At 34.0% G+C, this 13,606-nt stretch carries 12 protein-coding genes; 10 read left to right on the top strand and 2 right to left on the bottom strand.

Going from position 1 to position 13,606, the window contains the following annotated elements:
• On the top strand, positions 1–199 hold a 199-nt coding region (locus HGPG_RS10115), incomplete at its 5' end, for an IS3 family transposase (RefSeq protein ID WP_147629755.1).
• Between the two features lie 270 nt (positions 200–469).
• The gene (locus tag HGPG_RS06235; RefSeq protein WP_019125200.1) at positions 470–973 is read left to right on the top strand and encodes a hypothetical protein; all 504 of its coding nucleotides are present in this window, start codon (positions 470–472) and stop codon (positions 971–973) included.
• A 76-nt stretch (positions 974–1,049) separates the two neighbouring features.
• Here the strand turns inward: HGPG_RS06235 and HGPG_RS06230 are convergent, their stop codons facing one another.
• A complete protein-coding gene (locus HGPG_RS06230; RefSeq protein WP_019125199.1) occupies positions 1,050–2,477 on the bottom strand; it encodes a leucyl aminopeptidase in 1,428 nt (475 codons plus the stop codon).
• 188 nt (positions 2,478–2,665) lie between these two features.
• Between HGPG_RS06230 and HGPG_RS06225 the strand changes: the two genes are divergently transcribed.
• From HGPG_RS06225 to hydF, 7 genes are all read left to right on the top strand, one after another.
• Positions 2,666–3,571: a DMT family transporter gene (locus HGPG_RS06225; protein WP_019125198.1), complete on the top strand. Its 906-nt coding sequence runs from the start codon at positions 2,666–2,668 to the stop codon at positions 3,569–3,571.
• 75 nt (positions 3,572–3,646) lie between these two features.
• On the top strand, positions 3,647–4,273 hold the full coding sequence (locus HGPG_RS06220) for a cytidylate kinase-like family protein (RefSeq protein ID WP_019125197.1): 627 nt from the start codon (positions 3,647–3,649) through the stop codon (positions 4,271–4,273).
• Between the two features lie 96 nt (positions 4,274–4,369).
• A complete protein-coding gene (locus tag HGPG_RS06215) occupies positions 4,370–5,422 on the top strand; it encodes an enoyl-CoA hydratase/isomerase family protein (protein WP_019125196.1) in 1,053 nt (350 codons plus the stop codon).
• Positions 5,423–5,718: 296 nt separating this feature from the next.
• Positions 5,719–7,263 (top strand): S-layer homology domain-containing protein, encoded by a 1,545-nt coding sequence (locus tag HGPG_RS10515; RefSeq protein ID WP_019125195.1) that lies wholly within the window; start codon positions 5,719–5,721, stop codon positions 7,261–7,263.
• A gap of 240 nt (positions 7,264–7,503) precedes the next feature.
• Positions 7,504–8,559 (top strand): [FeFe] hydrogenase H-cluster radical SAM maturase HydE, encoded by a 1,056-nt coding sequence (gene hydE, locus HGPG_RS06205; protein ID WP_036731727.1) that lies wholly within the window; start codon positions 7,504–7,506, stop codon positions 8,557–8,559.
• A gap of 22 nt (positions 8,560–8,581) precedes the next feature.
• Positions 8,582–10,003, top strand: coding sequence for a [FeFe] hydrogenase H-cluster radical SAM maturase HydG (gene hydG / locus HGPG_RS06200; RefSeq protein ID WP_019125193.1), 1,422 nt, complete (start codon positions 8,582–8,584; stop codon positions 10,001–10,003).
• Complete coding sequence (gene hydF / locus HGPG_RS06195) at positions 10,003–11,178, top strand: [FeFe] hydrogenase H-cluster maturation GTPase HydF (protein ID WP_019125192.1); 1,176 nt, start codon at positions 10,003–10,005, stop codon at positions 11,176–11,178. Before hydG ends, hydF begins: the two co-directional genes overlap by 1 nt.
• Positions 11,179–11,450: 272 nt before the next feature.
• On the opposite strand, the gene HGPG_RS06190 is transcribed toward hydF, so the two are convergent.
• The gene (locus tag HGPG_RS06190) at positions 11,451–12,059 is read right to left on the bottom strand and encodes a DUF4230 domain-containing protein (protein ID WP_019125191.1); all 609 of its coding nucleotides are present in this window, start codon (positions 12,057–12,059) and stop codon (positions 11,451–11,453) included.
• 131 nt (positions 12,060–12,190) lie between these two features.
• Between HGPG_RS06190 and HGPG_RS06185 the strand changes: the two genes are divergently transcribed.
• Positions 12,191–13,543, top strand: coding sequence for a hemolysin family protein (locus HGPG_RS06185; protein WP_036731819.1), 1,353 nt, complete (start codon positions 12,191–12,193; stop codon positions 13,541–13,543).
• Positions 13,544–13,606 lie beyond the last annotated feature (63 nt).

Below are 13,606 nucleotides of genomic sequence, written 5' to 3'. Positions count from 1 at the left end.
AAATTGTCTAGATAACTCACCAATGGAAAACTTCTTTGGGATATTAAAACAAGAAATATATTATGGCAAAAAATTCTACTCATATGAAGAATTAAAAGAAACAATAGAAGAATATATGGAATATTACAATAAAGAAAGAATAAAAGAAAAATTAGGATATTTAAGTCCAATAGAATATAGAGAAAAGAATGCTGCATAAAAATTCCACCCCTAGGGGTGGAAAGTAATAAAATAATACCAGAGCTAGCAAACTACTAGTCCTGGTATTAGGTCCAACTTTATGGGGTCACCACAAATCTCTAGCAGATTTTTTATTGCAAACAAGCTTAAATTTTTAAAGACTCTGTCAGGACCCTTACCTGGCAGAGTCTTTTTATAAACAATAAATTTGACAAGAAAAAAGAGTTTTGTATAATTTAATTAGATAACACAGTAAAATACATGGATATTTTATATGGAGGTATTATTGATGCAAAAAAAAGTAGGAATAGCTTTGATAATTATTTTATCTTTATCATTGTTAATATACTTTAGAAATAAAACTAATAATGAAAAAATAGATGATAAGAATAATTCCAATGTTATGAGTGAAGAAGTAAAAGCAAATATTATCAATAAAAATTCCAATGACCTTTATAGAGATGTAATCATTAGTAAAGATAACGACTTTCATGGAAGAAAATTGAATAGCCAGTTTTCTTTCACATTATTGTTAGATAAAGATGATAAAATAAAATTCAAAGGCCCTAAAGATTATGAAATTAATTTTAAATTATTGGAAGATGCTAATATTAGAGAATTTTATGAATATCAAATTCTCTCAGAAGATTTTGAATTGGCTAAAGATTATAAAGGTATAGAAGGCTTTAGCTTTTATCTTACTTATTCTATAAGGGAAAATATGGGCAAATCAGAAGATAATGGTCCGGAAATTTATAGCTTGCACGGTGAAATAAATATAGAAGATATATGAGAACTCATCTTAGAAATAAGGTGAGTTTTTTAATTGAAAACAACCACTAGCCTTAGCCAGTGGTTGTGGTTAATTTTTAGCAATCTGTTGGGTCTAATAGGTTATTTAAAGTCTTAACATGAACTCCAGTTGCATTCTTTGGAAGATAGCCTGATTTTTTATTTCTGTAGGCTGTTGCTGCTATGTCAAGATGAACCCAAGGCGTGCCTTCTTTTACAAATTCGCCAACAAATAGTCCTGCTGTAACAGAGCCTGCATCTCTACCTGAAGTGTTTTTGATGTCTGCAACTTCTGACTTGTTTAATTTTTTGTAGTCTTCATCATAAGGGAAGGCCCAAATTTTTTCTCCAGATAATTTTCCAGCTTCAAGGACTTCCTTGTAGAAGTCTTCATTATTTGTAACTGCACCTGTGTAAACTTCTCCAAGGGCAATTGTTACGGCGCCAGTAAGTGTTGCAAGGTCAATAATTTTTTCTGCTCCTAAATCATTTGTTGCATAGTGAACTGCATCGGCAAGGGTTATTCTTCCTTCAGCGTCAGTGTTTGCCACTTCAATAGTAAGTCCCTTCATGGAGTCAATTACATCGCCAGACTTGTAGGATGTGCCTGAAATCATATTTTCGCAAGCAGCAACTACTCCCACTACATTTACCTTGGCCTTGTTCTTTGCAAGGGCATATATTGTCCCAATAACTGTGCCTGCACCACCCATGTCGCAGTGCATGTAGTTCATGCCAGCTGGAGATTTTATGTTGTAGCCACCAGAATCGTAAGTTAGTCCCTTGCCAACTAGGGCAATTTTTTCTGCCTCAGCATTTTTATATTCCATTACAATAAGTCTTGGACGGTTAGTAGCACCTGCTGCCACTCTTAAAAAGGCCTTCATGCCAATTTTTTTTATTTCATCTTCTTCATAAACCCTTACCTTTACACCAAGCTTTTCTAATTTTTCAACTGCAATATTAGCAAGGCTTTCTGGATAAATTACATTGGCCCTTTCATTTACAAGGTCTCTTGCAAGGAAAACTCCATCCATAATATTTTCCATTTTCTCTAGGCCGGCACGAAGTTTTTCTTCAGGTCCCTTAAAGGAAGAGTAGTTCACTGTAAGTTCAAAGTCAGCCTTTCTTTCTTTGACATCAGTTTTTTTAGTGAACTCATATTCACCTTGGCGAAGGCCTTCATAGGCTGCCATAATAGTTTTTCTGTTGCACATAGAAAGGTCTGGCATTTTAATTTCAACTTCATGTTCTTCATTGTCTCTTAAAATATTTCCAAGTTCAAAGAAAAGATTTCTCACATCTTCAAGGTCAAGTTCATCTTCTCCTAGACCCATAAAAATTTCTGATTCTTCAAGAAAACTAGGAAGATATAAACTTTCCTTAAATTTATAAGAAAATTTTTTCTTTTCAAGATATTCCTTAATCTCTAATGGACGTTCCCCATCTTTTTTTACAAAGTGGACTTTGAGTCCCCCTTCTTTATACAAATTAAATTTAATCATATTTCACCTCTACCTTAATTATACATGAGATTTGCAAAAGGTCTAATCTAAATAATTAAAGATAAGAGGAAAATATACTTAATACATCACTGTTTTTTCGGGATAAATTATGATATTATTAAATTATAAAATAATAGCATCAATTTAGTTGATAACGCTGGATTGGTGTTTTTTTGGGTGGTGTTTTAATGGGTAAAGAATTAAAAGCTTCAATAATGTTATTTATCACATCAATAATTTGGGGACTTGCCTTTGTGGCACAGGCTCAGGGCATGAAACATATAGGGCCTTTTACCTTTACAGCAGCTAGGTCTCTTGTTGCTATAATTTTTTTGCACCTAACCTATGTATTTTTTAACAAAACATCAAAATCCTATAGAGAGCAAAAATTTGACATGAAGAGAACCATAAGGGGTGGAGTTCTTTGTGGTCTTGTCTTTACTTTTGGAATTAACTTTCAACAAATTGGCCTAGTCTATACAACTGCAGGCAAGGCAAGTTTTCTCACAGCCCTATACATTGTATTCATTCCAATAATTGGACTCTTTTATGGAAAGAAAATAAATAAAAAACTTCAATTGTGTATAGTTCTTGCCATGATTGGAACTTATCTCATGTCAGTAAAGGGAAGCCTTAGCATGAATATTGGCGATTTGATTACAATTTTTGGTTCAATTGTTTTTGCCATTCACATTTTAATGCTATCAGAGTTTTCCAAGGACACTAATGCAGTTTTAGTTTCCTTAATTCAATTTGCAGTTTGTGGATTTTTCTCCCTAATAGCTGCTCTTATTTTTGAGGGAATAGATATGAGTGCAATTTTAAAGTCCTACCTAGCTATTTTGTATGTGGGGATCTTGTCATCAGGCGTTGGATTTACAATTCAGCTAATGGCACTAAAGGAACTGGACCCAGTTGTTGCCTCTATGATCTCCTCCCTTGAATCAGTTTTTGGAGCAGTCTTTGGCTGGCTCATTCTTTCACAAAGCATGAGTGAGAGAGAAATTATTGGTGGCATAATTATTTTTCTTGCCACACTTATTGCCCAACTGCCAATAGAAGTTTATTTGCAGAAAAAATTGGAAGGGCGCTAAAATTTTTCACAAGAATTTTATATTAATTAAAATAGATTTCACATTTATGATATACAATCTTTGAGAGGTGAAGATATGTCACTATTTGAAAAAATTTTCCAAAAGGCTGGTAAGAAGATAATTACCATTGACGGAGAGTATGGCAGCGGTGCTAACGAAATTGCAAAAAAAGTTGCCGAAAAATTAAACTATGAACTATACGACGAAAAGTTAATTGAACTCATGAGCCTTGAAGGAAAGGTAAAACCTGATGAGATAAAGAAAGACGATTCCTTCTTGCAGGGAACTATTTACGACTTATATAGGCAAAATTATTCCTACTCCCAAGAGGACATTGCAACAAATGATGCAGCCTTTCTCTTGGACTCAAGGACTATAAGAGAAATTGCAAAAAATAAAAAGGCAATAATCTTTGGCAAGTGCGGAGATTTTGTCTTGGAAGATTTCCCAAAGTTATCTGTATTTATTTATGCGTCTCAAGAATTTAAGGAAGAGAGAATTTTAAATACTTACAAGGTAAAGGAAGACAAGCTCCAGCTAAAGCTTGAAAGAGAAAACAACAGAAGGGCCAACCATTACGGCAGAAACACTGGAAAAGTTTGGGGCAACAGAGCAAGTTACGACCTCTTAATAAATTCATCTGCCTTTGACTTCGAAAGCGTGACAAATTTAATTGTAGATATGTCACAAAATAAAAAATAAAATTTTGAAAAATAGATTTCACAGCTTTGAGATCTATTTTTTTGTTATTCTTCCTTCTTTGGGTATAAAATACTTATAAGAAAAGATGGTGATGAAATGAAGGAATTAGTTATTTCAAAAGTTATAAATAAGCTGGGTGTGATTTATTTTAACAGACCTGAAAAATTAAATGCCCTAAATTTTGAAATGATAATAAAAATTAGAGAAATCTTAGAAAAATGGGAAGATGATGATAAGATTAGGGCAGTTTTATTTGACAGCTTAAGTGAAAAGGCCTTTTGTGCTGGCGGAGATTTAAAGGACCTTTACAATAACTATATTAATAATGATTCTTGCCAGAAAAAAGATGAGTTTTTCGCTACGGAATTTGAGCTAGACAAGTACATTGCCTCCTACAAAAAACCAATAATAAGCAATTGGAGGGGCATAGTCATGGGCGGCGGTCTCGGCCTCAGCATAAACTCCGACTATATAATTTGCCATGAGACTGTAAACTGGGCTATGCCAGAAACTGGTCTCGGCTTTGTGCCAGATGTTGGTGTGGGAAAATTTATCTCTAAACTCCCAAGGGCCTTGGGTCATTATGTGGGCCTTCTCGGCAGAAGCCTTGAAGCTTCAGATTTAATTAAATATGATTTTGCCCATGTCTATATAAATTCAGAGGATTATGAAAAATTAATTGAAAAACTTTTTGAGTTTTCAGAAATTTATGAGGGAGAAGAATTAATTGAAAAATTAAAAATCTATGGCGAGAAATATAATTTGCCCTTAAAAGAAACTTTTGTAGATAAAAATTTTGACAAAATCGAAAAATATTTTAATAAGGACAGCCTAGAAGAAATTTATAAGGCCTTAGAAGAAAACCTTGAAGATGAATTTGCAAGAGAAATCTATTGTGACTTAAAGTCCAGGTCACAGTTTATGCTTAAGCTTCAATTTGAAAAATATTTTTTATGTAAAAATTTGACCTACCATGAAACTGTGGACCTTGACCTAAAAATTTTAAACTATGCAGTAAAAACTGGAGACATGAAAGAGGGCATTAGGTCAAGGGTAATAGATAAGGATTATTTGCCAAAGTGGTCAGTAGCTTCACTTGACCATGTAGATATGGAAGAAGTAAAAAAATTATTAGAAGTAGAAAAATAAAAAAATATTCTTAAAAGATAAGGATATCTAAAAAGACAGATAAAGCGAGGATATATTAAAGAAAAACATTTATCCAATCGCAATAAAATTAAAAATATTTTAATGAAGAAGGATTATTAAAAAAAGAAAGATAAAATAATAAACAAAATCAAGTGACAAATACTATGATTTAAGTATATGTAGAAATACTAGAAAGTTTTTATTTACAAACTTCTTTGTCTTATATAAGTAGGAAAAACTTATAGATTTTTACTAATTTTTGTAAGCGCGTTTCTCTTATTATTTAAGGAGGAAAAATGAAAAAAATAAATGAAAAACCTCATAATGGAATGAGTAAGTTGTCACTAGGTTTTGTTTCTTGCCTTTTAGGCTTTTCTTTAATTCTAGGTTCAGTACCAGGACAAGCCTATGCAAGTTCAGTTAAAAATTATACGCAAATAGCCTTAAAGTCTGACAAGACCAATAAAGAGATAGAAGAAAGTCAAAGACCAGGTACAGGTGGCGAAGATCAAAATGCAAATGAGAAGTTTGCAGCAAGGGTTAAAAAGGCCAAGGAAGAATTGAAAGTCTATTTAGATACAATGGACGATAAAGTTCTTGATAATGAAGCAATAGAATATGGTGACAATCAAGTAAAATCTCAAATTAAAAACTCTATAGCTAGGGCAAAAGAATTATTAGCAAAAGATTCTAATTCAATAAGTGAAGAAGAAGTGGCAGAAATTGAAGCAATGCCATTTAAAAAAGTTGATGGTAAAAAATCTGGCTTATTTAGAGATTATACTAAAAAAGCCCTTGTTAACTTTGAGGTTTCTGGAGATAGGGATAAGTTAAACCCACATAACAATAAAAAATATGTTGCCCTTAAGGACAATAAAATAAGAATTAAATCTACTTTAAAAGATGCAGGAAAGATTGGAGAAAATGAAAAATTCTTCTTCAAGCTTAACTATGTAACTGTAGATGATTTTAATGCTATGAAACCTTCGAAGGAAGTAGATATAACTTCAACAGCTACACCTAAATACAAAAAACAAGAGCTTCCAAGAGAGGACTACTCTGTTAAGGCTGTGGATGGTGGTTATGAAATTGTAATAACTAAATTACCAGACAAGGCAAAATATATTAAACCTATTGTATTAGTTAAGTTTGCAGAGAAAACTTATTTTGAAAATGGTGACATGGTAGAAGTTACTGAAAGCGCAATAGAAAATGCTCCAAATGAAAAACCTAAATCAAAACATGGAGCCTATATTTTTGGCTACGGTGACAAGAGTTTCCGTCCTGAGGGAAAGATAAGTCGTGCTGAAGCAGCTTCTATGATAGGAGTCTTGGCTGGATTAGACTTAAACAATAAGGACAAGCCTAACTTCAAAGACACACCTAATGGATGGTATAATGCAGCCATAAATGCTATGGTTAAAAACAACTTGATGTTCGCAGACGAGAATGGCAACTTTAGACCTAATGAGCCAATAACTAGGGCAGAATTTGCTAGAGCTATAGCTGGCATTGATAAGAAGAACAACAAGACCGCTCCTTTTGCAGATATCAAGGGTCACAAATTTGAAGATGCAATCAATCAAGTTTATGGTAATGGACACATTGTTGGCTATCCAGATGGAAGTTTTAAACCAGATGGTGTTATTACTAGGGCAGAAGCCGTTACAATTTTAAACCACTATGATGGTCGTTCTATTAACAAAAAAGATTTAGAAAAGATTATTAAGGACTTTAATAGTTTCACTGATGTCAAAGAAAATCACTGGGCCTATGTTCAAATTTTCTTGGCAGCAAATGATTATCAAGAAATTTTAAATTCCTTGGCTAAGAAGAATTAAAAATTACTAAATTATCTTCATTTTCTCAAAAATGGATGCAGTCTTTACTGTGTCCATTTTTTTATATAAATTTATATTGTAGGCTAAAAAAGAATTATAAAATGGAAATTCTTTATCCTATTTGCATCTTTTGATATTCTTAAGTGCAAAAATTTTTTATTTCATTATGTTTTTTAAAATGAACAAAATTTGATATAATATAATACTGTAATTGTAGTTAAAAAATTATTTTCGGGTAAGATGAATGGAAGATGGCCGTTGAAAACTTTAAAGATATGTGAAAAATTTTATAATACCAAGGAGATTAGCTTTGAAGATTTTTCCCACCTAATGAATTTGGATAAAGTTGAAGCCGAAGATTTATATGCCTTTGCAAGAGACCTAGCAGTAAAAAACTTTGGACGAGAGATTTACATTAGGGGCCTAATAGAAATTTCCACTTATTGCAAAAACAATTGTTACTATTGTGGTCTTAGGTTGGCCAACAAAAATACCAAGAGGCTTAGGTTGTCTAAGGAAGAAATCTTGGACCTTGCCAGCCACTCAGTGGGCCTGGGGATAAAAACCATTGTCATGCAGGGTGGCGAAGATGACTTTTATAGCCTTGATTACTTAAAAGAAATTATTTATCATATCAAAGAAAAGTTTCCTGATGTTGCCATAACACTTTCTCTTGGTGAAAGAGATTTTCAGGACTTTGAGGCCTTGAAAAATATGGGGGCTGACAGGTACCTATTGCGGCATGAAACCTATTCCAAGTCTCACTACCAAAGGCTTCATCCAAGCTCTATGAAGTTTGAAAACAGGATTGATTCCATTCTAAAATTAAAGGACTTGGGCTTTCAAACAGGTTGTGGCATGATGGTGGGTTCACCTTATCAAAGGATTGAAAATTTATATGAGGATTTAAAATTTATTTTAAAATTAAGACCTCAGATGGTGGGAATTGGACCCTTCATACCCCAACATGACACTCCTTTCAGGGACTTTGAAGGCGGCAAGTTAGAAGATGTTCTTAAAATTTTATCCATTGTAAGGATTGCTGACGAGAAACTTCTCTTGCCATCAACAACTGCCCTGGGAAGTATTGACGAATTTGGACGAGAAAAGGGAATTTTGGCAGGGGCCAATGTTTTAATGCCCAATGTTGGGGCAGAGAAACTTAGAAAAAATTATAAGCTTTACGACAATAAAATCGGTACAGAAGTTCAAAACTCTGACGACTTTATGGGACTAGAGAAAAAACTAGAGAAAATTGGATATAAGATTTCCAAATCTAGAGGAGATTATAAGTAAGGATTAAGGAATAGTGAAGAAATTGTACAAGCTAGATTCAAAAATTGCAGATGAATTTATAAACCATCAAGAGATCTTAGACACTCTTGAATATGCAGAAAAAAACAAGAATAATAAGGACCTCTTAGATGAAGTTCTTGAAAAGGCAAAGAAGGAAAAGGGACTAAACCACAGAGAGGCGGCTTTACTTCTACTTGCTGAAGACAAGTCTTACCAAGAAGAAATTTATAAGCTTGCAAAGAAAATTAAGGAAGACCACTACGGCAACAGGATTGTTTTGTTTGCCCCCCTTTATCTTTCAAACTATTGTATTAATGGTTGTGTTTATTGCCCTTACCATGCAAAAAATAAATCAATTAGAAGAAAAAAATTATCTCAAGAAGAAATTAAAAGTGAAGTTATAGCCCTTCAAGACATGGGCCACAAGAGACTTGCCCTTGAACTTGGTGAAGACCCTGTGAACAATACAATGGAATATATTTTGGAATCCATTAAGACAATTTATTCTATTAAACATGAAAATGGTCAAATAAGAAGGGTCAACATAAATATTGCTGCTACTACTGTGGAAAATTATAAAAAATTAAAGGATGCAGAAATTGGAACCTACATCCTCTTCCAAGAAACCTACAACAAGAAGTCCTATGAAGAACTTCACCCAACAGGACCAAAGCATAATTACGCCTACCACACTGAAGCCATGGATAGGGCCATGGAAGCTGGCATCGACGACGTTGGGATTGGAGTTTTATTTGGACTAGAAACTTATAAGTATGAATTAGTTGGACTCTTAATGCACGCAGAACACTTGGAAGCAAGATTTGGAGTTGGACCTCACACAATTTCTGTTCCAAGAATCCAACCTGCCGATGACATTGATCCTAGTGATTTTAAAAATGAACTTGCTGATGATATTTTTGAAAAACTAATTGCCCTAATTAGGGTTTCAGTACCTTACACTGGCATGATAATCTCAACTAGAGAATCACAAAAAGTTAGAGAACGCGCTCTTGAACTAGGTGTAAGTCAAATTTCTGGTGGATCAAGAACTTCTGTTGGTGGATATGTTGAGGAGGAATTAGAAGAAGATAACTCTGCTCAATTTGATGTTGCAGATAATAGGACTCTTGAAGAAGTTGTGGATTGGCTAATGGAACTTGGTTATATCCCAAGTTTTTGTACAGCCTGCTATAGGGAAGGAAGAACTGGCGACAGGTTCATGCAACTTTGCAAGTCAGGACAAATCTTAAATTGTTGTCAGCCTAATGCCCTTATGACTTTGAAGGAATACATGCTAGATTATGGAAATGAAAAGACAAGAGAACTTAGCGAAGACTTAATTGCAAGAGAACTTGAAAAAATTCCAAATGAAATTGTAAAGAAGAAGGCTAAAGAATATATAAGCGAAATGGAAGAAGTTGGAAAGAGAGATTTTAGATTTTAATGGAACTTAATAAGACAAATTCTGGTAACAGGATCCACATAGGATTTTTTGGAAAGGTAAATTCGGGCAAGAGCTCAATAATAAATGAATTTTCTGGCCGAGATATTTCCATTGTTTCAAACCAAGAGGGGACAACTACAGATCCAGTTTACAAGTCAATGGAGATTAAGAGCTTGGGGCCATGTCTTTTAATGGACACGCCAGGCATTGGAGACGAAACAGTCCTTGGACAAAAGAGGATGAAGAGAACTGACGAAGTTATATCGAAAACTGACATTGGAGTCCTAGTTGTATCAGATACCCAAACAGGACCTGAAAGGGAAATGCTAAAAAAATTTAAGGACACTCCAATCCTTCTTGTAATAAATAAAATTGACCTCTTATCAGAAGAAGAAATAAAAAAAATAAGAGAAGATTTTTCTTCTTATAAAATAGTGGAAGTTTCTGCCCTAAAAAAAATTGGTTTTGATAAGCTCTTAGAGGAACTCTTGAAATTTAAACCAAAGAAGGAAGAGAGACTTTTTGACGGCATGGTGGAAGAGAAGGACCTAGTCCTCTTAGTAATTCCCCAAGACATTGCAGCACCAAAAAACAGGATTATCCTTCCACAAATTCAAACAATTCGTGAACTCCTTGATAGAAACGCCCTGGTTTCCATGGTAAAGCTTGAAGAGCTTCCTGATATCCTAGGACTTTTAAATAAGAAGCCAGACCTAGTAGTTGCAGACTCCTCTGTCTTCTTAGAAGTTTATGAAAAAATCCCAAGAGATGTTAAGCTAACATCCTTCTCAGTCTTATTTGCAAAACTAAAGGGTGACATTGATGAATACATCAAGGGAGTAGAAGCTCTAAAAAAAATAAATGAGAATTCAAAAATATTAATAGCAGAGTGCTGCACCCATGCCCCAGCAGAAGAAGACATTGGAAGAATAAAAATTCCAAACATGATAAGAAAGAAAGTTGGCCAAGGCTTACAGGTTGATGTGAGTTCAGGTTCAGTCTTACCAGAAAATATTTCGGATTACGACCTCATAATCCAATGTGGCGGCTGCATGCTCAATGCAAAAAATATTAGGAGTAGAATCGAGAGTACAAAAGAAAAAAGCATCCCAATAACAAACTACGGAATAGTAATAGCATATTTCAAGGGGATACTGGATAAAATAAATTATTAAAGATAATTAATAATAAAGAGCTGTGGTGACACAGCTTCAGATTGATGACAAGGCAGGCAAAAAAGCCTGCTCTTTTAATATAATCATCTAATTCAAAGAAAAAATTAGGAATACTGCTATATAAATTGAGTCCTAATAAAGATTTAACTTTGAATAAATTAATGGTTTTTTTTAGAAAATACATTAAAATGCAAAAAACCCAGAAAATATTCCTGGGTTTGTCTACAATCTGAGGACATTCTAATGAATGCCCTTTTTTTGACTTATTAAATTTATTTTAAAGAATCGTCTCTTGTGACCTTGATTTTGTAGTCACTTAAAAGAGTGTCAGACAAGAGGATTTCTTCTATTGCCTTTTTAGATTCTTCGTCAGCGTTCCTTAAGAGACCTCTCTTAATGGCAGTCTCTTCCACTTCTTTCTTTTGATCCTTGGAGAAATTGTTGTAGTCCTCAATGTCAATTCGATTAAAAATAGATTCTCTCTCGTCAAAAACCTTTAATGAGTCCTCGTAAATTTCGTGGCTCAAAATTTTTGCCGGTGGAATTTTTATTTCAATGCTTTTGCCCTCAAGGTCCACCTTCATTTTTTCCAGGTCAACGCCTGCGCTTATGACTCCATCGTAGGAGACTATGAATTTTTTTGATGTAAAGGGAATTTTATAGCCGTAAAAAGTATTTTGATTTTCAAACTGTCCCATATTTGTGTAGTGATATTTTAATGTTGTAAGTTCCTTGGCGCCAACTAATTTATTAAAAATTAAAGTCGAAGTGATGTCTGGTTCCATTTCAGCTTTCATAGTTTTTTTGCCAGCAAAGAAAGTTGCAAAAAGTGCCGCTGCAAGTAGGAGAACCAAAATTATTATTCTTTTAAATTTTTTCATTATACACCTCCATCATGGAAATAATTATAACATAAAATTTTTCAATAAAAAGTTTCTTATGGACATTCTTTTCTGTTATAATCACAAATTCTTTGATATAATTAGTCTAAAAGATATGGAGGAAGATGTTAATGGACGATGGCGCCTTGTGGGCTAAGCTAATATTAATCGCAATACTTACAGGAATTAACGCATTTTTTGCCTCAGCAGAAATGGCAATGGTTTCAGTTAATAATAATAAAATAAAAGAATTGGCAGAAGAGGGAGACAAGAGGGCAAAGACACTACTCTCTATCTCATCTGACCAAACGAGATTCTTGTCTACAATACAAGTTGCAATAACTCTAGCGGGATTTTTCTCATCTGGTTCTGCAGCTACAAGTATCTCACAAGTTTTTGGAGTCTACTTAAGTGATAGGGGCCTACCTTATGGCTTTACAGTGTCCTTTATTTTGGTGACATTTTTATTATCTTACATCACCCTTGTTTTTGGAGAACTTGTGCCAAAGAGAATAGCCCTTCAAAATTCAGAAAAAGTTGCCCTTAAATCCAGCAATATAATTGCCTTTGCCTCAAAAATATTTTATCCCTTTGTAAAACTATTGTCCTTCTCAACGGCATTAGTTTTAAAGATGATGGGCAAATATTCTGAAGATGTTGAAGAAAAAATTTCTGAAGAAGAATTAAAATCTTATATAAAAGTTTCCACTCAGCAAGGAGTAATAAACTCAGCTGGTGAAGAGATGATAGTAAATATAATGGACTTTGACGACAAGTTGGCATACGAAATAATGACGCCAAGGACATCAATTTACATGGTGGACTATGACGAATTTAACACAGACACAGTTACAGAAATTCTAAAGATGGGCTACTCAAGGATGCCAGTCTTTAGAGAAAATACAGACAACATTCTTGGAACAGTTTATATCAAAGACCTTTTCGTAGAATATGCAAAAAATGATTACGAATCCATTGACTTGGACAAGTGTATAAAGTCGCCTTACTTTGTGCCTGAAACCAAAAAAATTGACATGCTCTTAAAGGAGCTTCAATCCTCAAAAAATTATGTGGCAATACTAATTGACGAATACGGTGGTTTCTCAGGCATGGTTACAGTGGAAGACATAGTAGAAGAAATCGTAGGAGAAATTGAAGACGAGTACGACAAGGAAAACCACTCCCTAGAAAAAATTTCTGATAATGAATATATAGTTGACGGGTCCATGGACATCGAAGACATAAACGATGAGCTGGGCACATCACTTTATTCAGAAAACCATGAGACAATCTCTGGGCTTATAATTGAAAAGCTGGGCTTTATTCCAGAAGAAAATGAAAAGAAAAAGCTTAACGTAAAGACTTCAGGCTGCATCTTGACAGAACTTGCAGTGGCAGACAAGAGAATAGTCAAGGCAAGCATCAAGGTCATACCAGAAGAACAAGAAGAAGCAAAGAGAGAGTACAAAGAATTTAATTCATAAAAATATAAAAGGTGAAAAGTAAAAGTCCGCGAGGGCTTTTATTTTTTTCTGCCAAAATAAAAA

This window comes from Peptoniphilus grossensis ph5, assembly GCF_000311825.1.
In the GTDB taxonomy this organism is placed as follows: Bacteria; Bacillota; Clostridia; order Tissierellales; family Peptoniphilaceae; genus Peptoniphilus_A; species Peptoniphilus_A hominis.
The sequence above is the reverse complement of the archived record's forward strand: the minus strand, read 5'-3'. Positions and strand labels throughout refer to the sequence as shown.

Bases quoted from the DNA above. Each gene is read 5' to 3' on its own strand.
- HGPG_RS06235 (WP_019125200.1), top strand. From the start codon at position 470: ATGCAAAAAAAAGTAGGAATAGCTTTGATAATTATTTTATCTTTATCA.
- HGPG_RS06230 (WP_019125199.1), bottom strand. From the start codon at position 2,477: ATGATTAAATTTAATTTGTATAAAGAAGGGGGACTCAAAGTCCACTTT.
- HGPG_RS06225 (WP_019125198.1), top strand. From the start codon at position 2,666: ATGGGTAAAGAATTAAAAGCTTCAATAATGTTATTTATCACATCAATA.
- HGPG_RS06220 (WP_019125197.1), top strand. From the start codon at position 3,647: ATGTCACTATTTGAAAAAATTTTCCAAAAGGCTGGTAAGAAGATAATT.
- HGPG_RS06215 (WP_019125196.1), top strand. From the start codon at position 4,370: ATGAAGGAATTAGTTATTTCAAAAGTTATAAATAAGCTGGGTGTGATT.
- HGPG_RS10515 (WP_019125195.1), top strand. From the start codon at position 5,719: ATGAAAAAAATAAATGAAAAACCTCATAATGGAATGAGTAAGTTGTCA.
- hydE (WP_036731727.1), top strand. From the start codon at position 7,504: ATGAATGGAAGATGGCCGTTGAAAACTTTAAAGATATGTGAAAAATTT.
- hydF (WP_019125192.1), top strand. From the start codon at position 10,003: ATGGAACTTAATAAGACAAATTCTGGTAACAGGATCCACATAGGATTT.
- HGPG_RS06190 (WP_019125191.1), bottom strand. From the start codon at position 12,059: ATGAAAAAATTTAAAAGAATAATAATTTTGGTTCTCCTACTTGCAGCG.
- HGPG_RS06185 (WP_036731819.1), top strand. From the start codon at position 12,191: ATGGACGATGGCGCCTTGTGGGCTAAGCTAATATTAATCGCAATACTT.